The sequence below is a fragment of the Lentzea sp. NPDC036949 genome, assembly GCF_055608075.1.
In genome coordinates, this window is sequence record NZ_JBVJRA010000001.1 from 933,566 (window position 1) to 953,927 (window position 20,362).

Below are 20,362 nucleotides of genomic sequence, written 5' to 3' on the forward strand. Positions count from 1 at the left end.
GTTGTGTCAGACGGACGTCGTCACCTGCTCCGGTTCGGACTGGACGTGCACCCGCTCCGGAACCCTCGACGCCCACCAGTAGGCGGCGAAGAGCACACCGGCCCCCACCACCCCCAGCACGATCGGCAGCACCGAACCCAGCGGCGGCGTCCACTCGCCCTCGAGCGGGTTGAGCGACTTCAGCCCCGACTGCCAGCGCGTCATCGCGTACAGCAGGCACGCCACGTGGACCGGCAGCGTCAGCACCGCGAACAACCGCGTCATCGTCCGCATGTGCCGGGCGGTGAAACCGTGCCGCACCAGCACGTACGCGGCGAGCATCGGCAGCGCCACCGCGACGGTGAGGAAGTACCTGCCCTGGTTGAAGAACCAGATCCGGTTGGCGCTCAGCACCTCCAGCGCGAGCAACGGCACGAACGCGCCGAACGCCAGCGCTCCCAGCCGCCACCGCTCGACCCGGTCGCCGAGTGCGAAACCGGCCAGCAGCGGCAGCCCGACCACCATGATCCACACGATGTAGACGAGGCGGGGCATCTCCAGCTCGGCCCAGCCGGGTACGGAGATCATCTGGTAGACGTTGTTCGGCCACGCGTGGACGAACGCGTGCTTCAGCACCATCGCGAGCGTCTGCTTGCGGTCCCACCCGGTCGGGTCGGCCGGCTTGACGACCAGCGTCCACGCGAGCGACGCGACGGTCGCCAGCACGACGAGGACCGACCAGCGCTTCACCGACGCCGACCGCCACAGCTCGCGCAACCGGTCCTTCGAGGACGGCAGCAGCACCACACCGAAGATCACGCACAGCCACATGGCACCCGTGAACTTCGGCGTCACGAGCACGGCCGCCGAGATCCCCGCCAGCGCCACGGCCGCGCGGTTCACCCCGGCCCGCTGCTCGTGCACCAGGGCCAGCAGGCTCGCGAACAGCGCCGCACCGGCGGCGATCTCCACGCCCTGCGGGTTCACCGCACCGGCGAGGTGCGCGACCATCGGCGTGGTCGCCGCGACGACACCGGCGAGGAGCGCCCGGTGCCGCGTCCACCGCACCGCGGCCACCACCGTGCCGGCGAGCAGCGCCGCCACGGCGGCACCGGTCAGCAGGCGGGTGAGCATGATCCCGGTCCAGTTCGGCCACGGCAGCAGCGGCCAGCCCGTCACCGCGTAGTAGACCGGGTTGTACCGCGCCGCGGTCGTGTCGAGCTCCCGCAGCGTCTCGTCACCACCGGGCTCCGGCTCGCAGTCGGCGGGCACGGTCGCCTTGGTGGGGAAGCAGAAACCGGGGTAGAGGCTGTCCGGCACGAGCTGCAGACCGCCGTTGATGTCCTGCTTGGCGATGATCTCACCGCGCACGACCCCCGCCGCGCGCAGCACGTGCTGCGACTCGTCCGGCGGACCGTTGTACGGCGTGGCGAACGCCCAGCCCGCGAACAGCGCGGCGAAGCCGACGAACGACACCAGCCACAGCCGCACTCCGGAACGTTCAGCTGTTGGCGGCACGGATCGGCTCCTTGACGGGTTCTTCGTCGGTCACGGGCTTCGGCTCGGCCGCCGCGGGAACCCGGGAGATCCGCCAGTGGACGACGAGCGTGATCGCGATCCCGGCCACGGCCAGCACGAGCGGCAGGACCGAGCCGTACGCCGGGGACCAGCTGCCCCGCAACGGGTTGATCGACGCGAGGCCCGACTGCCAGCGGGTCATCGTGTACGCGAGGCACACGAGGTGGATCGGCAGCAGGAACACCGCGAGCAGCCGGGCGATCCGGCCCATCTGCTCGTCGTTCAGCGCCCTGCGGGAGATGACCCACGCCCCGAGCATCGGCAGCGCGATCGCTCCCGGCAGGAAGTAGCGGCCCTGGTTGAACCAGCCGATCTGGTTGGCGCTCAGCAGCTCCAGCACGAGCAGCGGTGCGAACGTGCCGAAGAACAGGAAGAGCAGCCGCCACCGGTCGGTGCGGTTGCCGACCACGAGACCGCCGAGCACGAGCAGTCCGGCCGCCATGAACCAGGCGACGTAGACCAGCCGCGGCATCAGCGTCTCGTTCCAGCCGGTCACCGCGACCATCTGGTAGGCGATGTTCGGCCACAGGTCGGCGATCACGAACTTCGCCATGTAGCCGAACGTCCAGCCGTGGTCGTAGCCCGACGGGTCCGCCGGCTTCACCAGCACGGTCCAGGAGAGGCCCAGTGCCGTCGCGAACGCCACGAACACCGACCAGCGCTTGACCGTCGCCGACCGCCAGAGCTCGCGCAACCGGTCCTTCGAGGACGGCACCAGCGCGACGAGCATGAGGCCGGCCAGCCACATGATGCCGGTGAACCGCGGCACCACGAGCACGGCGGCGGAGATGCCCGCCAGCGCGACCGCGGCCCGGTTGACGCCCGCACCGGCCTTCTCGGCCTGCACCAGCGCCATCATCGAGGCGAACAGCGCCGCGCCCGCCGGGATCTCCAGGCTCTGCGGGTTCACCGAGCCGTAGACGTGGAACACCATCGGGGTGGCCCCGACGATCAGACCGGCGGCCATCGCCCTGCTGCGGTTCCAGCGCGCCGCCGCCACGACCGTGCTCGCGAGCAGCGCGGAGGCGATGGCGCTGGTGACGAGCCGGCTCAGCACGACACCGGTCCAGTTCGGCCAGAACGCGAGCGGCCAGGCGGCGACCACGTAGTAGGCCGGGTTGTTGCGCCCGGCCGGCGTGGACTCCTCGTGCAGCGCCTCACCCTCGGAGGGGTAGCGCGCGTGCAGGCAGTCCGCCGGCACGGTGACCTGCTGCTGGAAGCACCAGTTGACCAGCAGGCTCGCCGGGACGTCCTGGACCGCACCGGCCGCGTCCTGCTCGGCGATGACCTGGCCCTCGAAGATGCCCGCGGCACGCACGGTGTGCCGCGACTCGTCCGCCGGCCCCTCGTAGGGTGCCGCGATCGCCCACGACGCGCTCAGCAGGAAGAACCCGAGGAACGCGAACAGCCAGAGCCGGGCGGACGACCGGGACACGGTCACGGTGCGCTCTCAGTCACGGCAACGGCTGCCAGGCCCTCGGTCTCGGAGATCAACCGGTGCCGGGTGCCGTCCTGCGGACAGGTCAGGTCCTCGTCCAGGCGGGTGGCGCACCGGCACACCCAGCCCTTCTGCACGGCCGGGTTGCCGACGACGAACGCGTGCGCGGGCACGTCGCGGGCGACCACGGCACCGGCACCGACGAAGGCGTTCTCGCCGATCACCGTGCCGCACACCACGACCGCGTTCGCGCCGATCGTCGCGCCCGACCTCACCAGGGTCGGCAGCAGCGCGTCCGAACCCAGCTTCTGGTGCGCGCGCGGGCGCATGTCGTTGGTGAACACCGCGTTCGGCCCGAGGAACACGTCGTCCTCGCACGTCACGAGGTTGAACACGAGCACGTTGTTCTTCACCGTGACGTTGTTGCCCAGCACGGCCTCGTTCTCGACGAACGCGCCGTCGCAGATGTTGCAGTCGCGCCCGATGCGCGCGCCCTTGAGCACGTGCGCGAACGCCCACACCCGAGTGCCTTCCCCGACGGTCTCGCTCTCGCAGAGACCGTTGGGGTGGACGAAGACGCCGGTCACTTGACCGCCTCCGCGAGGACCTCGACCACGCGCTCCTGCTGCGCACGGGTCAGGCCCTGGTACATCGGCAGCGAGAGGATCTCGCCCGCGGTCTGCTCGGCGTTGGGGAACGAGCCGGCGGTCGCGAACGCCTCGGTCTTGTGGATCGGGGTCGGGTAGTGGATCTGCGCGCCGACGCCGTTGTCCTGGAGGTGCTTGAGCACCCGGTCGCGCTCGGCGACGCGGACGACGTAGAGGTGCCACACGTGCTCGTTGCCCTCAAGGGTCACCGGCGTCCGCACGCCCTCGACGCCCGCGAGCAGCTCGCCGTAGTACGCGGCCACCTCCTGGCGCATGACGTTCCACGCGTTGAGGCGCTTGAGCTTCGCGTGCAGCACGACGGCCTGCAGCGTGTCGAGGCGGCTGTTGAAGCCCAGGGTGCTGTGCACGTACTTGGTCGGCGAACCGTGCTGCGAGAGCAGGCGCACCTTCTGCGCGAGGTCGGCGTCCTGCGTGGTCACCGCACCGGCGTCGCCGTACGCGCCGAGGTTCTTGCCGGGGTAGAAGCTGGTGCCGGCGGCGTGGCCGACCGAGCCGGAGATGGCGCCGTTGCGCTTGGCACCCTGCGACTGCGCGGCGTCCTCGATCAGGAAGATGCCCTGCTCGTCGCACGCCGGCTTGAGCTCCTCCAGCGGCGCCATCTGGCCGTAGAGGTGCACCGGCAGGACGGCCTTGGTGCGCTCGGTGAACGCGGCGACCGCTGCCTTGGTGTCGATCAGGTAGGTGTCCGAGTCGCAGTCGACGAACACCGGGGTGGCGCCGGCGCGGGCCACGGCCTCGGCGGTCGCGATGAAGGAGTTGGCGGGCACGATGCACTCGTCACCGTGGCCGACGCCGACCGCGCGCAGGGCCAGCTCCAGCGCGTCGGTGCCGTTGCCGACGCCGACGGTGTGCGCGACACCGCTGTACTCGGAGTACGCCTTCTCGAACTCGGCGATCTGCGGCGCGCCGATGAACGCGGTGTTGGCCAGCACCTGCTCCCAGCCCGCGGCGACCTCGTCGGCGATCTCGGCGTGCTGGAACTTCAGGTCAACGGGAGGGATCTTCATCGCTTGTTCGTCCTCATGAGATCGTCGGACTGCGGGAGAACCCGCAGGCGGCGCGCGGGGGTACCCGCCCACACCTCGTACGGCGGAACGTCTTCGAGCACCACCGCGCCCATGCCGACCAGCGCGTGCTCGCCGACGGACAGGCCTTCCCTGACCAGCGCACCGCTGCCCAGGTAGGCGGCCTCACCCACGGTCACGCCGCCGGCCAGGGCGACCCTGGCCGCGAACGTGACGTGGTCGGAAATCTGGTCGTCGTGCGTGATGGTCACGTGCGGCATCACCACGACGTGCGCGCCGATCCGCTGCGGAGCGGTGACGGCGACGAACGCGAGCAGGACCGACCCGTGGCCGATCTCGACGCCGTGGGCGACGCTCGCGAGGGGGTGGACGACGGTGGCGTAGCGCTCGTCGGGCAGGCCGAGCCGGGCGGAGATCGTCCGCCGCGACGCCTGGTTGCGCGAGCTGGCCGTGCAGATCAGGACCTGCGCGTCGGGGTGCTCGTGGACCGTGTCGGCGCCACCGAGCACCGGCAGGCCGTCGACGAGCTCACCGTGCCGGGCCGGGTTGTCGTCCAGGAAGCCCAGCACCTCGAACGCCGGCGAGGCGGTGTTGAGCGCGCGGACCGCGCCCAACACCTCCCGAGCCAGTCCGCCCGCACCGACGAGCAGCAACGGGCGAGCCGCGGTCACCTCAGCGACTCCGCCAGTGCCGACACGACCTGGTCCTGCTCGGACTCGGTCATCTGGTGGAACAGCGGCAGGATCAGCGAGCGCCGGGTCAGGTGCTCGGTCACCGGCAGCTCGGCGCGCTCGGCCTCCTCGGCACCCGCGTAGGCGGGTTCGAGGTGCGCGGCCATGATGCCGCGGCGGCCGGAGATGCCCTTGCCGAGCAGGTCGGTGAGGACGTCCACGACGGACTTCTCCACCGAGTCCGGCAGCACGACCCAGAACGACTGGTAGTTCGTCGTGCCGTACTCCGGGTCGCTCACCCAGGTCAGGCCGTCGATCTCGGCGAGCATCTTGTGGTAGCGCTCGGCGAGCTCGCGGCGCTTCGCGATGACGCCGTCCAGCTTGGACAGCTGGATGATGCCGACGGCGGCCTGCATGTCGGTCATCCGGTAGTTGAACGCGAGCTCCTCGTACGCCTCCAGCTTGACGCTGCTGGTGGCGTGTCGGTCGGCCGCGGAGACGCTCATGCCGTGCTCGCGCAGCTTGCGCAGGCGGACGGCCAGGTCGGCGTCGTTGGTGGTGACCATGCCGCCCTCACCGGTGGTGAGGAGCTTGCGCGGGTGGAACGACCACGCGGCGAGGTTCGCCGACGCGCTGGCCGGACCGCCCTTGTACGTGGAGCCCGCCGCGCACGCGGAGTCGTGCACCAGCTGGACGCCGTGCTTGTCGCACACCGCCTGCACCGCGTCCACGTCGAACGGCATGCCGCCCTGGTGCACCGCGATGACCGCGCGCGTCCTGGGCGTGATGACCGCCTCGACCGTCTCGGCGGTGACGTTGCCCGTGGCCGGGTCGACGTCGCAGAACACCGGCGTCGCGCCGACGTAGCGCACGACGTTGGTGGTCGCGATGAACGAGAACGACGGGATGACGACCTCGTCGCCGGGGCCGAGGCCCAGCACGTGCATCGCCAGGTGCAGGCCGGTGGTGCAGTTCGAGACCGCGACACCGTGACCAGCGCCCTGGGCGAGCGCGAACTGCTTCTCGAACTCGGCGACCCGCGGGCCCTGGGCGACCCAGCCGGAGCGGACGACCTCCGCCGCGGCGAGCGCCTCCTCCTCACCGAGGAAGGGCTTGATAACCGGGATCATCAGACGTCGCCCTTCACGCTGCGCCACCACTGCACCAGCTCGACGAGACCGTCGTGCATGGAGATGGTGGGCTTCCAGCCCAGCTCGCGCTCGGCGGCCGAGATGTCCGCGAGCCGGCGCGGCACGGCGTTGACCGATCGCTCCGGACCGAACTCCAGGTCACCGGTCGCGCCCATGGCCTCCTGCAGCGCACGCGCGAGGTCGATGAGCGAGGTCTCGGTGGCCGAGGCGATGTTGTAGACGGTGTCGGTGACGTCCGCCTGCGCCGCCAGGATGTTCGCGCGCGCGATGTCCTTGACGTGCACGAAGTCCATCGTGGCCTTGCCGTCGCCGAGGATGAGCGGCGGCTGGCCGGCCTCGATGCGCTCCATCCAGCGGATGAGCACCTCGGTGTACTTGCCGTGCGCGTCCATCCGCGGGCCGTACACGTTGAAGTAGCGCAGCGCCACGTAGTCGAGGTCGTGCATCGCCTTGAAGCTGCGCAGCATGCCCTCGTTGAACGCCTTCGAAGCACCGTAGAAGGTGTCGTTGTTGTACGGGTGGTGGCGCTCGGTGGTGGGGAACTCCTCGGCCAGGCCGTAGACCGACGCCGTGGACGACGCGATGACCTTCTCGACGTTCGCCTCGACGGCCGCCTCGATGATGTTGAACGTGCCGTCGACCAGCACCTCCAGCGCCACGCGGGGCTCCGCGGCGCAGCGCGTGATGCGCAGCGCGGCGAGGTGGAAGACGGCGTCCGCGCCCGCGACGGTCTTCTTGACCAGCGGGATGTCGCGGATGTCGCCCTCGACGAGTTCGACCTTCTCCGGCGCCCGCTCGAGCGCCTCCGCGATGTTCTGCACACGGCCGCGGCTCAGGTCGTCGATGACGACGACCTTCGCGGCACCCGCGTCCAGCAACTGGTCGACCACGTGTGAGCCGATCGTGCCGGCACCGCCGGTGACCACGATCCGCCGGTCGGTCAACTCCATCTTCGGTGCTCCTCAGTTATGCGTTCACTACGGGCACGAAAGTGCCGCCCTGGGCAAGGCTCTGGGATGCGGCCTCGAGCTGCGCGAGCACGCGGAGGCCCGCCCGCCCGTCGGTGAGCGGCGCGCGCTTCTCGGTGATCGCCGCGGCGAACTCCGCCATCACGGCGCGCAGGGCCTCGCCACCCTTGAGGGCGGGCGCCACGGCGTCGCCGATGCGGTAGGAGATGCGGCGTTCCTCGTCGGTCGGCCAGTCGACACCGCGGTCGTAGACGGCCAGCGGCTGCGTCGGGTCCAGGTCGTTCCACACGGCGGTCTTGCTGGAGCCGCCCACGATCATCGTGCGGATCTTGGTGGGGGACAGCCAGTTCACGTGCGCGTGCGCGATCGCCCCGTTGGACAGCTGCACCGAGAGGTACGCCACACAGGCGCGGCCCAGGTTCGCCGGGTCGGAGCCGTGGGCGGCGATGGCGACCGGGCGCACGCCGTCGGGGAGGATCGCGTCGAGGATCGACAGGTCGTGCGGGGCGAGGTCCCACAGCACGTCGATGTCGGGCTGCACGAGACCCAGGTTGATGCGCACCGAGTCGACGTACTGCAGCTCGCCGAGCTCACCGCCGCGCACGAGCTCGCGCAGGTGCTGCACGACCGGCGTGTAGACGAAGGTGTGGTCGAGCATGAGGGTGAGTCCGCGCTGCTCAGCGGCCTCGACCAGCTTCAGGCCGTCGGCGTAGGACGACGCCAGCGGCTTCTCGACGAGCACGTGCTTGCCCGCCTCGATCGCGGCGAGCGCGACGGGGAGGTGGGTGGCGGCGGGGGTGGCCACGGCCACGGCCTCGACCTCGGGGTCGGCCAGCACCTCGTCCAGGGACCCGCTGACCTTCACCGTGCTGTACTTGCCCAGCACCTGCTGGGCGCGCTCCACGTTCAGGTCGCACAGGGTGGTCAACCGGAAGTCCGGGGTCGCCTGGATGTTCCGCACCAGGTTCGGGCCCCAGTAACCGGCGCCGACGACGGCCACACCAACCATCGAGAAGTCCTCTCCAAGATCGGAAAACCCCTGACCAAGGCGCAGACCGATCGGGTCGCGCGGGTACCGCGGTGGTGGCCGGGGCAGTACCCGAGGCAGTGTAGAGGGGTGCCGTTGCAGTACGCTCCGGCCGGGTCGTGCGTGCGACGTGTGACGACCCCGTCCCCCATGTAGCGGCTTCTTTGGAGTTCCGTTGTGACCGATTGGCCAGACGTGTGGCTCATCGTCCCTTGCTACAACGAGGGACAGGTCATCGAAGAGGTCGTCCGCCACGCGCGCCAGACGTTCCCGAACATCGTGTGCGTCGACGACGGCAGCAAGGACGACTCCGCGCAGGGCATCCGCGCCGGCGGTGCCCACCTCGTGCAGCACCCGGTCAACCTCGGTCAGGGCGCCGCCATCCAGACCGGCATCGAGTACGCCCGCAAGCAGCCGGGCGCCAAGTACTTCGTGACCTTCGACGCCGACGGCCAGCACCGCGTCGAGGACGTCCTCACGATGCTGGAGCGGCTGCGGTCCGAGGACGTCGACATCGTCGTCGGCACGCGCTTCCGCGGCGACGTGCAGGAGAGCGTCCCGCTGATCAAGCGGATCGTGCTGAAGACGGTCGTGCTGCTGAGCCCGCGCACGCGCAAGCTCGGCCTGACCGACGCCCACAACGGGCTGCGCGTCTTCAACAAGAAGGTCGCCGACGAGATGAACATCACCCTCAACGGCATGGGACACGCGTCGGAGATCGTCGAGCTCATCGCCGTGCGGAACTGGCGGGTGACCGAGGAGCCGGTGACGATCCTCTACACCGAGTACTCGATGTCCAAGGGCCAGTCGCTGATCAACGGCGTCAACATCCTCTTCGACACGATGCTGAAGGGCCGGGCGCACTGACATGCCTATTCAGTACATCCTCGTCCTCCTCGTCGCGGGCCTGCTGATCCTCTTCGTGCGCAAGCGGGGCAACGCGAAGTCGGCGGCGAGCGTCAAGCTGGCGTTCATCCTGTTCGTGGTCTTCGGCGTCTACTCGGTGCTCCGGCCGAGCGACCTCACGGTCATCGCCGGCTGGCTCGGCGTCGGCCGCGGCACCGACCTGCTGCTGTACGGCGTGGTCATCGTGTTCACCGCCGCGACCCTGAACACCTACCTGCGGTTCAAGGAGCTCGAGCTGCGCTACGCGCGGCTGGCGAGGGCGATCGCGATCCGCCAGGCCGAGCCGCCGACCGAGGAAGCTGGGAAGTAAGTCATGACCGTCCACTTCGTGGCGCCGTACTACCTCGAGCCGAAGATCCTCTTCGAGATGATCGACAGCGTGTGCGCGCAGACCCGTGACGAGTGGCTGCTCACGGTCGTCGACGACCAGTACCCCGGCACCGCGGCCGAGGACTACATCAGGGAGATCGGCGACCCGCGCATCGAGTACGTGCGCAACGAGGTCAACCTGGGCGCGACGGAGAACGTCACCAGGTCCATGTCCATGGGCCGGGGCACGTACCTGGTCGTGCTGGGCGCGGACGACGCGCTGGAGCCGAACTACGTCGAGGTCGTGCTCGGCATGTTCGAGCGGCACCCGAACGCGATCATGGCCCACCCCGGCGTGATCGTGGTCGACGACAACAGCAAGCCGCACGACCCGCTGCCGCTGGCCGACCGCGTGAAGGTCTTCGCGGGCCGCAACGCGTGGAAGCAGCGCGAGCTGGACGGCCCCGAGGCGCTGGCCAGCCTGATGAACGGCAACTGGCTGTACGTGCCGGCCATGGCCTTCCGCCAGGACGTCGTCGCGGGCACCACCATCCGCCACGACTTCGGCTCGATCGGCGACCTCGGCTGGGTCACGGACCTGCTGCTGGAGGGCGGCACCCTGGCGCTCGACCCGACGCCGGTGTTCCGCTACCGCCGCCACATGGCGAGCCACTCGTCCAACCACGCCAAGGACGTCATCCGGTTCGACGAGGAGAAGCACTTCTACCTCGACGCCGCGAAGCGCCTGGAGGCGAAGGGCTGGACGAAGGCGGCCCGCGCGGCCCGCCTGCACGTCTTCAGCCGCCTGCACGCGATGCAGTCCGCTCTGGACGCCCTCAAGGGCGGCGACGTGAAGAGGACGATGGCGCTGGCCAAGCGCGGCCTGAGCTGACCCGCTCCACACGCTGAACGCCGAAGCGGCCCCCGTCACCGACGGGGGCCGCTTCGCGTTCGGGCCGTTCTCAGCGTTCGGCGGCGGCGACCGCGTCGCTGCGCTGCTGCGCCGCGGCGGACAACCGGAAGAAGCTGACCAAGATCACGAGCAGCGTCAGCGCCGGCCCCACGACCTGCGCGGCGGCCGCCATCGTGGGCACGTCCCCCGGCAGCAGCGCGAAGCCGAACGTCGACGCGGTGCCGATGGCCCACGCGATCGTGATGGTGCGGTCGTGGCCCATCGCGACGAGCGCCGGTTGCACGGCGAACACGCCGATGAGCACCACCGTGCCGAACGCCAGCAGGCCCATGACCAGCGCGGTCAGCGTCGAGGTGTCGGTGGCCATGAACACCCGCAGCACCCACGAGCCGACCAGCACGAACAGCACGGAGTAGACGAGGCCCACCGCCGTGACCGCGCCGAGCGTCAGCATGATGCGGCGCTTGACGAAGGCGAAGTCGCCCCTGGTCACGGCGGCCGTGAGGGCGGGCAGCAACATCGTCTGCACCGGGAAGAACGCGAGCTGCGGGATGCGGGCGACCACCACGGCCTGGGCGAACGCCAGCGCCACCACGCTGCCCTCGCCGAGGCGGGAGGACACCATCAGCGGCGCGAGGTTCGGCAGCAGCTGGGCCAGCAGGCTGGCCGTCGCGAGCGCGGCGAGCGCCTTGGTCAGCAGCGGCACCTCGCCGGGGACGCGGTCGTCGCCCCCGCTCGGGGCGGCGCGCAGCCACAGCAGGCCGGCACCCACGGCGACCAGCGAGCTCGCGAGGTAGCCGATGCCGAAGACCCACGCCGACGACACGTGCCCGAACACCAGCAGCGACACGACCACGATCCGCGCGCCGCCCTCGACCATCAGCGACACGGCGTAGCCGGTGAACCGCTGCAGGCCGCCGAGCGCGCCGCGGACGATGCTCAGCGCCGCGAGGATCGCCGGGGTGGCCAGGACCCCCAGGAACAGGCCCCAGTCGCCGTACAGGGTGTTGGGCAGCAGGTACGGCGACATCAGCAGCAGGCCCGCCATCACGACGCCCACGAGCGCCGCGCCGCCGATGCACGTCTTGCGCACGACCGGGCGCAGCGCGTGCCCGGAGGCGACGGCCGCGCTCACCGACCGGCTGGTGACCTGTTCCAGCGCGAAGAAGATGCCGGGACCGACCACGTTGACCACGAAGTAGAAGTTCGTCGCGCGCAGCGCCTCGCTCGTCACGAGCGTGCGGCTGGTCAGCGTGACGAACAGGTACCCGGCCAGGCCGAAGACGCCGAGCCCGGCCGCCATCAGGACAGGAGGGCTGAGCAGCTTGGGACGTACCGAGGACAGCACCCGGCCACCTTAGACAGTGCCCGCGCACGCCTGAGCGGAAGGCGGCGCTGAGGGGGCGTCGGCAGCGGTGGCCGCCGTCACGGCTACCCTCTTGTGGGTGAGCTTCGCAGGTTATGACCTGATTGTCGTCGGTTCCGGGTTCTTCGGTCTCACGGTCGCCGAGCGCACCGCGTCCCAGCTGAACAAGCGGGTCCTGGTGCTCGATCGTCGTGACCACATCGGTGGTAACGCCTACTCCGAGGCGGAGCCCGAGACAGGGATCGAGGTGCACCGCTACGGCGCGCACCTGTTCCACACGTCCAACAAGCGCGTGTGGGAGTACGTGAACCAGTTCACCGAGTTCACCGGCTACCAGCACCGCGTGTTCGCGATGCACAACGGTCAGGCGTACCAGTTCCCGATGGGCCTGGGCCTGCTCTCGCAGTTCGTCGGCCGGTACATGTCGCCGGAGGACGCGAAGGCCTACATCGCCGAGCAGTCCGCGGAGATCGACACCAAGGACGCGAAGAACCTCGAGGAGAAGGCGATCTCGCTGATCGGCCGCCCCCTCTACGAGGCGTTCATCAAGGCCTACACGCAGAAGCAGTGGCAGACCGACCCGAAGGAGCTGCCCGCGGCGGTCATCACCCGCCTGCCGGTGCGCTACACCTTCGACAACCGCTACTTCAACGACACCTACGAGGGCCTGCCGGTCGACGGCTACACCGCGTGGCTCGAGAAGATGGCGGACCACCCGAACATCGACGTGAAGCTGTCGACGGACTTCTTCGACGTGCGCGACGAGATCCCCGCGGGCACGCCGATCGTCTACACCGGCCCGCTGGACCGGTACTTCGACTACTCCGAGGGCTGGCTGGGCTGGCGGACGCTCGACTTCGAGCAGGAAGTGCTGCCGATCGGCGACTTCCAGGGCACGCCGGTCATGAACTACAACGACGCGGACGTCCCGTACACCCGCATCCACGAGTTCCGGCACTTCCACCCCGAGCGCGACACCTACCCGTCGGACAAGACGGTCATCGTCCGCGAGTTCTCCCGGTCGGCGGAGAAGGACGACGAGCCGTACTACCCGATCAACACGGCCGAGGACCGCGAGAAGCTCGAGCGCTACCGCGAGCTCGCGAAGGCCGAAGCCGCGGAGAAGAACGTGATCTTCGGCGGCCGCCTCGGCACGTACAAGTACCTCGACATGCACATGGCGATCGGTTCCGCCCTGAGCGTGTTCGACAACAAGATCGCCCCGCACCTCAGCGGGGGCGCCGCGCTCGACGGTTCACTCGACTGATGTGATTAGCCCGCCTGACCTGCGGTAACCTGTGGTTCAGGCGGGCTTTTCCGTGCCCATCTCCTACCATGCAACCCGACGGCACGCACGCCGCGTTCACCTGGTGTGGCAGGTGCCGTCGTCGCCATCGACTGAGCTGACTCGAACCGTCGACGCACCCGTGGCGGTTCGCCGGAGGAAGCACGTGACTGAGCAGGCCAAGGCCAAGGCCGCCGTTAAGACGATCGACCCGACGAAGGTCCTCCAGCGCGTGATCCTGCCGCGCGACGAGGACCCGCTCGACGTCCGACCGCTGTACCTCGACGAGCCCGAGCACGTGCACAGCCACGTGTCCTCGCGCCAGGCGGTCACCATCCCGCAGTCCGCGCGGGTCTCGTTCGCCTCGTACTTCAACGCGTTCCCCGCTGCCTACTGGCGGCGCTGGACGGTCATCGACGACGTCGTGCTGCGCATGTCCGTGCGCGGCGCCGGCCGCATCGACGTCTACCGCTCCAAGCCCAGCGGCGACATCGTGCACCTCGAAGGCACCACGGTCCGCAGCCCCAAGACCGCGACCGAGGTCACCTTCAAGATCAACCTGAAGCCGTACGAGGACGGCGGCTGGATCTGGTTCGACGTCTTCACCGACGACTCGACGCTGGAGATCGACCACGCGGCGTGGACCACCGAGCAGGACCTGCCCGCGCAGAAGGTCGCCATCGGCATGACGACCATGCGCCCGGTCGACGCGGTCATCGCGCTGCGCACGCTCGGCGAGGACCCGGCCGTGCTCGACGTCGTGCAGAAGGTCTTCGTCGCCGACCAGGGCGCCGTGAAGGTCCGCGACACCGAGGGCTTCGCCGAGGCCGCCGCGGTGCTGGGCGACCGCCTGGAGGTCATCGAGCAGGAGAACCTCGGCGGCTCCGGTGGCTTCACCCGCGGCCTGTACGAGGCGATCGAGCACACCGACGTCGACCAGATCATGCTCATGGACGACGACATCCGCCTGGAGCCGGACGCGCTGCTGCGGTCCAACGCGTTCGCGCGCGCCGCCGCCCAGCCGGTCATCGTCGGCAGCCACATGCTGAACCTGCAGGCCCGCTCCCGGCTGCACAGCATGGGCGAGGTCGTCGACCTGGGCACCTGCTTCTGGCGGGCCGCCCCCGGCGCGCTCACCGACCACGACTTCGGCGCGTCCTCGCTGCGGGAGACCGCGGAGATGCACACCCGCATCGACTCGACCTACAACGGCTGGTGGATGTGCCTGTTCCCGCGTGAGGTCGTGCAGCGCACCGGCTACCCGCTGCCGCTGTTCATCAAGTGGGACGACGCGGAGTACTCGCTGCGCGCGCTCGACCGCGGCTACCCGACGGTGTCGCTGCCCGGCTCGGCCGTGTGGCACATGCCGTGGACGGACAAGAACGACGCCACCGACTGGCAGGCGTACTTCCACACCCGCAACCGGCTCGTCCTGGCCGCGCTGCACAGCCCGTACGACGTGCGCAAGACGCTGCTCAAGCAGGGTCTGAAGCAGTCGCTGGTGCACCTGCTGTCGATGGAGTACTCGACCGTCGCGATCCAGCAGAAGGCGCTGGAGGACTTCCTCGCGGGCCCGTCGAAGCTGTTCGAGTCGCTGCGCACGGCCCTGCCGGAGATCCGCGAGCTGCGCAAGAACTTCCAGGACGCGCAGACCCTGCCGTCGGCCCGCGAGTTCCCGCCGCCGACCTTCGACATGGTCCGCACCGAGCAGATGCTCAGCAGGCCCTCGAACAAGGTCGTCATGGCCCGCGAGGCCGGCAAGGCCGTGCTGCACAACCTGCGCAGCCCGCAGCCGTCGACCACGGCCCGCCCGCAGGTCAACGTGCCGTCGGCGAACGCGCGCTGGTACCTGCTGGGCAACCTGGACAGCGCGACGGTCTCGCACCCGGACGGCAGCGGTGTCGCGTTCCGCAAGCGCGACCCGAAGGAGTTCCGCGCACTGATGAAGCGCGCGGTCGCCAACTACCGCCGGCTGTCCGCGGAATGGCCGCGGATGCAGAAGATGTACCGCGACGCGCTGCCGGAGCTGACCTCCGTCGAGTCGTGGCGCAAGGTCTTCGAGAACTGATCAGCTGAACGGCGACGGGCCCCGCTGGTGTGCAGCGGGGCCCGTCGCCGTTCTCAGCCCTTCACACCGGTCTCGGTGACCCCGCGCACCAGGAACCGTTGCAGCGCCACGAACACGACCACCAGCGGGGTGATGGACACGGCCGCGGCGAGGAACAGCTGCACGACGTCGATCGACTGCGCGGTCAGGAACGTCGACAGCGCCACCTGCACCGTCCACGAGTCCTGGTCCTGCGCGATCACCAGTGGCCACAGGAACTGGTTCCAGCTCGTCACGAACGCGATCACGCCCAGCGCCGCGAAGAACCCCTTGGAGTTCGGCACGACCACCCGCCAGTACGTGCCCCAGTGCCCGAGCCCGTCGATCCGCGCCGCCTCCTCGACCTCGCGCGGGAAGTTGAGGAAGTACTGCCGGAACAGGAACGTCGTGAACCCGCTGAACAGGCCCGGGATCACCAGCCCGCGCAGGTCGGACACCCAGCCCAGGGTCGACACCACCACGAACGTCGGCACGAACGTCACCGCCGCCGGGATCATCAGCGTCGCGACCACCAGCACCAGCACGACGTTCGAGTAGCGGTACGGAATGCGCGCCAGCCCGTAGCCCGCGAGCCCGCACAGCAGCAGCTGCCCCGCGGTCTGCAGCACCGCCACCACCAGCGAGTTCACCATGCTGCGCAGCAGCGGCACCGCCGGGTTCGCGAAGAGCTCGCCGAAGTTCTCCCAGCGGATCCGCTCCGGCCAGAACGTCCACGTCGGTGCCGTCAGCTCGGCCTCGGTGGCCAGCCCGTTGCGCAGCACCAGGTAGAACGGGACCAGGAACAGCACCGCCGCCACCGACAGCGCGAGGTACCGGAGCACCCTCATCGCGTGAACACCCGCCCCTGCGCCAACGTGACCCCCGCGATCAGCAACGTCAGGACCACCGCGCCCGCGCTGCCGTGCCCGAAGTCCTGGCCACCGCTGCCCAGCGCCGTGTAGTAGAGGTAGATCAACGGCGGCCGCGCGAACGGCGGGTAGCCGCGGTCGGTGCCCAGCACGTTGTAGAACTCGTCGAACGCCTGGTAGGCCGCGACGAGCAGCAACAGCAGCACCGCCACCGACGTCGTGCGCAGCTGCGGCATCGTGACGTACCGCAACGACTGCCAGCCGCGCGACGCCCCGTCGATCCACGCCGCCTCGTAGAGGTGCTGCGGAATCCGTTGCAGGCCGGCGATGAACAGGATCATGTAGAACCCGAGCTGCAACCACAGCCGCAGCGTCACCAGCACCAGCCAGTACCAGGGCGGTGACGTCGACACCGTCCACGCCACGGGTTCCGCGCCGAACCAGCCCAGCACCGTGTTCGCCAGCCCGAACCGCACCCCGTTGAAGATCGACAGCTTCCACACCAGCGACGCCACGACGTACGAGCACGCCGTCGGCAGGAAGAACACCGACCGGAAGAACGCCTTCATGAAGCTGATCTGGTTGACCAGCAACGCGAGCGCCAGCGCCAGCACGAACGTCAACGGCACGATGAACGCCGCGAACACGCTGAACGTCCCGAGGCTCGCCAGGAACGGCTGGTCGGTCAGCATGTCGGCGTAGTTGCGCAGCCCCACGAACTCCGTCGGCGTCACCGTGTTGCGCGCCTCGAAGAACGACAGCAGCACGCTCCAGCCGATCGGCACGTACACGAACACGAGCAGTCCGGCGGCGAACGGGCCGACGAACAGCCAGAACGCCCTGCCGTGCCTCATCCGTAGAGGCGCTTCAGCTCGTCCCGCGCCTTCGCGGCAGCGGCCCGCAGCTCCGCGTCGGCCGGTGCGCCGTCCCGCACGACCCGCGACACCGCGTCGTTGAACGCCGTCCGCATCGTCGAGGTCCAGTCCGGCGGGTTGGACGCCTTCGCGTTGTCCCGCACGAACTTCACCGCGTCGGCGGCCGGTCCGGCCGACAGCTTGGACGCCTTCGCCGCGATGCTGTCGCGCGGCGGGACGTGGAAGCCGTAGCTCAGGTTGAAGTCCTCCTGGTAGTCGGTCCGCTCGACCCACAGCCAGCGCACGAACTCCTTGGCCTCGTCGACCCGCTTCGACTTGGCGTTGACCATCGCGCCGAACGCCCCGACCGGCACGCTCGGCTTCCCGCTGCCGGTGAGCTTCGGGAACGGCAGCACGCCGAAGTCGTCGCCCAGCGCCTTCTGCACGGCGGGCACCGCCCACAGCCCGGTCCACTGCATGGCGACCAGCCCCTGCGTGAACGCGTCCGGCTCCGCCCAGTCCTTCACCGCGCCCAGCAGCAGACCGCCGCTGGTGTAGAGCTCGCGCAGCTTGCCGATCGCCTGCGCCGCCAGCGGGTCGTCGAACCCGACCTGGTGGTCGCGCACGTAGTCGAGGCCCACCGACCACAGCGCGGGCCCGCCCAGCACCGCACCGCCGCCGTCGTTGCCGGCGAAGAGCCCCTTCACCCCGCCGGTCGTGAGCGTGCGGACCGCGGCGACCAGCTCATCCACAGTGGACGGTGGCTGCACCCCGGCCGCGCTGAGCATGCTCTTGCGGTAGAACAACATCTGCATGTCGACGGCCTGCGGGATGCCGTAGAGCTTCCCGTCGACCGTGTGCCCGGCGAGGATCGAGGCGGTGAAGTCGTCCCTGGCGGCGCCGAGCACGTCGTCGAGCGGCACGAGCTGACCCGCCCGCACCGAGCTGATCTGCGGGGTGGACTCGAAGACGTCCGGTCCGCCGTCGGACAGCAGGCTCGTCGCGAGCTTGGAGTCGTAGTCGCCGGGGTTCCACTGCACGTCGACGGGGACCTTCCCGTACGACTGGGCGTACCGCTCCACCGCCTGCTGCACACCCGGCTCGCCGTAGGCGTGGTACCACTGCTTGAGGGCCTGGCCGCTGCCGCCCCTGCCGGTGTTGGAACCGCACGCGGTGAGCAGCGCCGTCGCGCCTGCCAAGGACAGAAGTCTGCGTCGGGAAATCACCCACCCCGTCTTACTCCGATCACCCGAGGTGCGCGAGGGATTACTCGAAGTGCGCGGCGGAAGCGGCGGTTCCGCCGTCAGCAGATCACTTGGCGAGCTCGTCCCAGTCGATGCGGTACAGCTGGAACTCCGGGTTGCGGTAGACGGGGGTGAGCCCGTCGACCAGGTCCAGCTTCTGCAGGCCCTCCGCGCGCTTGAACTCCGCGATCATGCCCCAGCCGACCATCACGTACTTCACGTTGAGCGAGCGGATGGCCTCGGCGACCTGCGGGTCCTTGCCGAAGCGGTTGAACCTGTTCAGCAGCAGCTCGCGCTTCGGCGTGGCCACGCTGCCCTGGAAGTGGCCGATCACCGGACGCCGCCCCGAGATCGCGTACGACCACACGGTGCCGTCGCCGCGGTCGTTCATGATGAGCTCGCCGTCCTTGACGATCTTGCCGGTCTCCAGCAGGCCCTGGTGCTCCAGCGGCGTGAGCACCGGGCTGTCGAACGTCCACGTCATGCGGTCGGCGTTGCGCGCCGCGTAACCGTGGCTCTGGCCGAAGTAGCCACCGGCCAGCACCATCGCGACGACCGCGAGCACGGCGATGGCGGTGCGGCGCGACCTGGTCGTCTCCGGCACGCGCTGCAGCACCTTCTCGGTGACCCAGCGCGCCGCGGTCTGCAACGCCCAGCCGGCGGCCAGCGTGGCGGGCAGGATGATCACGGCAGCGAGCCGGAACCGGTCGTTCCACCACGGCGAGGTGATCGTCTGGACCCACGGGGCGTCCAGACCGGCCGCGGCGACGAGCAGGCCGAGGAACAGCGCGTAGCCCGCGACCATCCAGCGCCAGGTGCCGTCGCGCCACAGCAGCAACAGGCCGGCGAGCGTGCACAGCGCCAGCAGCCACTGCGGCCACGGCGCGTCGCTGCCGAACAGGACCGCGTCGCCGAACGCCCGCGAGACCGTGGTGACGGCGGGCCAGTTGTACGCGGCGGTGGCACCGGCCATGCTGCTCGCGCCCAGCAGGTACGCCGAGGCGAGCACGAGGATCGCGACCGCCACCACGGCGAGCCGCGGCAGCTCCCTGCGGACCCACTCGCGCGGGTCGGCGAGCAGCCGTTGCAGCACCAGGAACACGCCGAGCCCGGCGGCGACGAACACCGACGCCGAGTGCGTGGCGGTCAGACCGGCACCCAGGAACGCGACGAGCACCCCGAGCCGGTCGGCGCGGGTGTCGAGCCAGCGCACCAGCACGGCGAAGAACGGCAGCACCATGGCGAGCGCCGCCGCGTACGGGAAGAGCTGCCCCCACTGGTAGAGGTCCCAGGGGTAGTAGGCGAACGACGTGGACACCAGCGCGCTGGCGGCGGCGAACCCCGCGGCGCCATCGAAGGCCCTGACCAGCGCGATCGTGCCCAGCGGGATGGTCAGCGTGGTGGTGACGAGCATGCCCGTGTTGAGGATTCGCGGGATGTCGGCGCCGCTCACGTTGTAGACCAGCGCCTCGAAGCAGTGGTAGGCGTTCGGGTAGAAGCTGCCGCCGGGGTTGTCCGGCGCGTCGATCCAGGCCAGCGCCCGCGGGCTGGAGTTGCCGGTCTCGGCGATGAGCCGGATCGCGTTGCCGTGGAACGGCGCGTCCCAGCCCTGCGGCACGGTGGCCAGCCCGTGCGTGGCGGCGCGCAGCACCAGCACCGCGACGCACGCCGCGACGACGACCGACACGACCACCGTGAGGTGGCCGGACGTGGACCAGGGACCCTGCGGGAAGGTCAGCTCACGGCCGCGGCGGCGCAGCAGGAGCACGACCGCGCCCATGACACCGGTGATGACGACGCACCAGACGATGAAGGTCCACAGGTTCCACTGCACGCCGACCAGCGGGAACAGCGGCGCCGCGATGCCGACGAGGCTCATGGTGACGGCCGGGGCCGCTCCGATGAGCAGCCAGCCCCGCAGACCTGCGGTCGCCGCCAGCGCCAGCCCCGGTACCCAGAGCAGCACTACCGTGACCAGTGCAGCCAACAACGCGACCGCGTCGAGCATGAAATCCCTACACCTTC

Annotated in this window: 18 protein-coding genes; 5 read left to right on the forward strand and 13 right to left on the reverse strand. The window is 69.8% G+C overall.

Features of this window, described 5'->3' with window-relative positions:
- Positions 1–6: 6 nt before the first annotated feature.
- From ACZ7CD_RS04755 to ACZ7CD_RS04790, 8 genes are read right to left on the reverse strand one after another with little or no spacing between them, the layout of a single operon-like run.
- Positions 7–1,497: a DUF2142 domain-containing protein gene (locus tag ACZ7CD_RS04755; RefSeq protein ID WP_470378309.1), complete on the reverse strand. Its 1,491-nt coding sequence runs from the start codon at positions 1,495–1,497 to the stop codon at positions 7–9.
- On the reverse strand, positions 1,481–2,998 hold the full coding sequence (locus ACZ7CD_RS04760; RefSeq protein ID WP_470378310.1) for a DUF2142 domain-containing protein: 1,518 nt from the start codon (positions 2,996–2,998) through the stop codon (positions 1,481–1,483). Before ACZ7CD_RS04760 ends, ACZ7CD_RS04755 begins: the two co-directional genes overlap by 17 nt.
- On the reverse strand, positions 2,995–3,582 hold the full coding sequence (locus tag ACZ7CD_RS04765) for an acyltransferase (protein ID WP_360396968.1): 588 nt from the start codon (positions 3,580–3,582) through the stop codon (positions 2,995–2,997). The genes ACZ7CD_RS04760 and ACZ7CD_RS04765 overlap by 4 nt, the downstream gene beginning before the upstream one ends.
- On the reverse strand, positions 3,579–4,670 hold the full coding sequence (locus tag ACZ7CD_RS04770) for a DegT/DnrJ/EryC1/StrS family aminotransferase (protein ID WP_470378311.1): 1,092 nt from the start codon (positions 4,668–4,670) through the stop codon (positions 3,579–3,581). The genes ACZ7CD_RS04765 and ACZ7CD_RS04770 overlap by 4 nt, the downstream gene beginning before the upstream one ends.
- Entirely contained in the window at positions 4,667–5,359 is a 693-nt protein-coding gene (locus tag ACZ7CD_RS04775; RefSeq protein ID WP_360396966.1) for an acetyltransferase, read from the reverse strand. Before ACZ7CD_RS04775 ends, ACZ7CD_RS04770 begins: the two co-directional genes overlap by 4 nt.
- Positions 5,356–6,489 carry a DegT/DnrJ/EryC1/StrS family aminotransferase gene (locus ACZ7CD_RS04780; RefSeq protein ID WP_360396965.1) on the reverse strand — a complete coding sequence of 378 codons (1,134 nt, stop codon included), beginning with the start codon at positions 6,487–6,489 and terminating at the stop codon, positions 5,356–5,358. The genes ACZ7CD_RS04775 and ACZ7CD_RS04780 overlap by 4 nt, the downstream gene beginning before the upstream one ends.
- A complete protein-coding gene (locus tag ACZ7CD_RS04785) occupies positions 6,489–7,460 on the reverse strand; it encodes an SDR family NAD(P)-dependent oxidoreductase (protein ID WP_458429755.1) in 972 nt (323 codons plus the stop codon). Before ACZ7CD_RS04785 ends, ACZ7CD_RS04780 begins: the two co-directional genes overlap by 1 nt.
- A 16-nt stretch (positions 7,461–7,476) precedes the next feature.
- Complete coding sequence (locus ACZ7CD_RS04790; RefSeq protein ID WP_470372866.1) at positions 7,477–8,487, reverse strand: Gfo/Idh/MocA family protein; 1,011 nt, start codon at positions 8,485–8,487, stop codon at positions 7,477–7,479.
- Between the two features lie 195 nt (positions 8,488–8,682).
- Here ACZ7CD_RS04790 and ACZ7CD_RS04795 point away from each other — a divergent pair, with 195 nt between their 5' ends.
- The 3 genes from ACZ7CD_RS04795 to ACZ7CD_RS04805 are packed head-to-tail and all read left to right on the forward strand — an operon-like array spanning position 8,683 to position 10,612.
- Positions 8,683–9,372, forward strand: a complete 690-nt coding sequence (locus ACZ7CD_RS04795) for a glycosyltransferase family 2 protein (RefSeq protein ID WP_360396962.1) — start codon at positions 8,683–8,685, stop codon at positions 9,370–9,372.
- 1 nt (position 9,373) lies between these two features.
- Positions 9,374–9,721, forward strand: coding sequence for a DUF2304 domain-containing protein (locus ACZ7CD_RS04800; RefSeq protein WP_360396961.1), 348 nt, complete (start codon positions 9,374–9,376; stop codon positions 9,719–9,721).
- A gap of 3 nt (positions 9,722–9,724) precedes the next feature.
- Positions 9,725–10,612, forward strand: a complete 888-nt coding sequence (locus tag ACZ7CD_RS04805) for a glycosyltransferase family 2 protein (protein ID WP_360396960.1) — start codon at positions 9,725–9,727, stop codon at positions 10,610–10,612.
- A 70-nt stretch (positions 10,613–10,682) separates the two neighbouring features.
- Here ACZ7CD_RS04805 and ACZ7CD_RS04810 read toward each other — a convergent pair whose 3' ends face one another.
- A complete protein-coding gene (locus ACZ7CD_RS04810) occupies positions 10,683–11,981 on the reverse strand; it encodes a hypothetical protein (RefSeq protein ID WP_360396959.1) in 1,299 nt (432 codons plus the stop codon).
- 97 nt (positions 11,982–12,078) lie between these two features.
- Between ACZ7CD_RS04810 and glf the strand changes: the two genes are divergently transcribed.
- Together glf and ACZ7CD_RS04820 are read left to right on the forward strand one after the other, a co-directional pair.
- Positions 12,079–13,266 carry a UDP-galactopyranose mutase gene (glf, locus tag ACZ7CD_RS04815; RefSeq protein WP_360396958.1) on the forward strand — a complete coding sequence of 396 codons (1,188 nt, stop codon included), beginning with the start codon at positions 12,079–12,081 and terminating at the stop codon, positions 13,264–13,266.
- 184 nt (positions 13,267–13,450) lie between these two features.
- A complete protein-coding gene (locus tag ACZ7CD_RS04820) occupies positions 13,451–15,352 on the forward strand; it encodes a glycosyltransferase (RefSeq protein ID WP_458429752.1) in 1,902 nt (633 codons plus the stop codon).
- Between the two features lie 53 nt (positions 15,353–15,405).
- Here ACZ7CD_RS04820 and ACZ7CD_RS04825 read toward each other — a convergent pair whose 3' ends face one another.
- The 4 genes from ACZ7CD_RS04825 to ACZ7CD_RS04840 form a co-directional block, all read right to left on the reverse strand.
- Positions 15,406–16,218, reverse strand: coding sequence for a carbohydrate ABC transporter permease (locus tag ACZ7CD_RS04825; protein WP_470369705.1), 813 nt, complete (start codon positions 16,216–16,218; stop codon positions 15,406–15,408).
- The gene (locus ACZ7CD_RS04830) at positions 16,215–17,093 is read right to left on the reverse strand and encodes a carbohydrate ABC transporter permease (RefSeq protein ID WP_470378312.1); all 879 of its coding nucleotides are present in this window, start codon (positions 17,091–17,093) and stop codon (positions 16,215–16,217) included. Before ACZ7CD_RS04830 ends, ACZ7CD_RS04825 begins: the two co-directional genes overlap by 4 nt.
- Positions 17,090–18,298, reverse strand: coding sequence for an ABC transporter substrate-binding protein (locus ACZ7CD_RS04835; protein ID WP_470378398.1), 1,209 nt, complete (start codon positions 18,296–18,298; stop codon positions 17,090–17,092). The genes ACZ7CD_RS04830 and ACZ7CD_RS04835 overlap by 4 nt, the downstream gene beginning before the upstream one ends.
- Before the next feature lie 106 nt (positions 18,299–18,404).
- Positions 18,405–20,345, reverse strand: coding sequence for a DUF6541 family protein (locus ACZ7CD_RS04840; protein ID WP_470378313.1), 1,941 nt, complete (start codon positions 20,343–20,345; stop codon positions 18,405–18,407).
- Positions 20,346–20,362: the final 17 nt, after the last annotated feature.

Coding starts and splice junctions, on each gene's coding strand:
- ACZ7CD_RS04770 (WP_470378311.1), bottom strand. CDS start 4,670: ATGAAGATCCCTCCCGTTGACCTGAAGTTCCAGCACGCCGAGATCGCC.
- ACZ7CD_RS04780 (WP_360396965.1), bottom strand. CDS start 6,489: ATGATCCCGGTTATCAAGCCCTTCCTCGGTGAGGAGGAGGCGCTCGCC.
- ACZ7CD_RS04785 (WP_458429755.1), bottom strand. CDS start 7,460: ATGGAGTTGACCGACCGGCGGATCGTGGTCACCGGCGGTGCCGGCACG.
- ACZ7CD_RS04790 (WP_470372866.1), bottom strand. CDS start 8,487: ATGGTTGGTGTGGCCGTCGTCGGCGCCGGTTACTGGGGCCCGAACCTG.
- ACZ7CD_RS04800 (WP_360396961.1), top strand. CDS start 9,374: ATGCCTATTCAGTACATCCTCGTCCTCCTCGTCGCGGGCCTGCTGATC.
- ACZ7CD_RS04805 (WP_360396960.1), top strand. CDS start 9,725: ATGACCGTCCACTTCGTGGCGCCGTACTACCTCGAGCCGAAGATCCTC.
- ACZ7CD_RS04825 (WP_470369705.1), bottom strand. CDS start 16,218: ATGAGGGTGCTCCGGTACCTCGCGCTGTCGGTGGCGGCGGTGCTGTTC.
- ACZ7CD_RS04830 (WP_470378312.1), bottom strand. CDS start 17,093: ATGAGGCACGGCAGGGCGTTCTGGCTGTTCGTCGGCCCGTTCGCCGCC.
- ACZ7CD_RS04840 (WP_470378313.1), bottom strand. CDS start 20,345: ATGCTCGACGCGGTCGCGTTGTTGGCTGCACTGGTCACGGTAGTGCTG.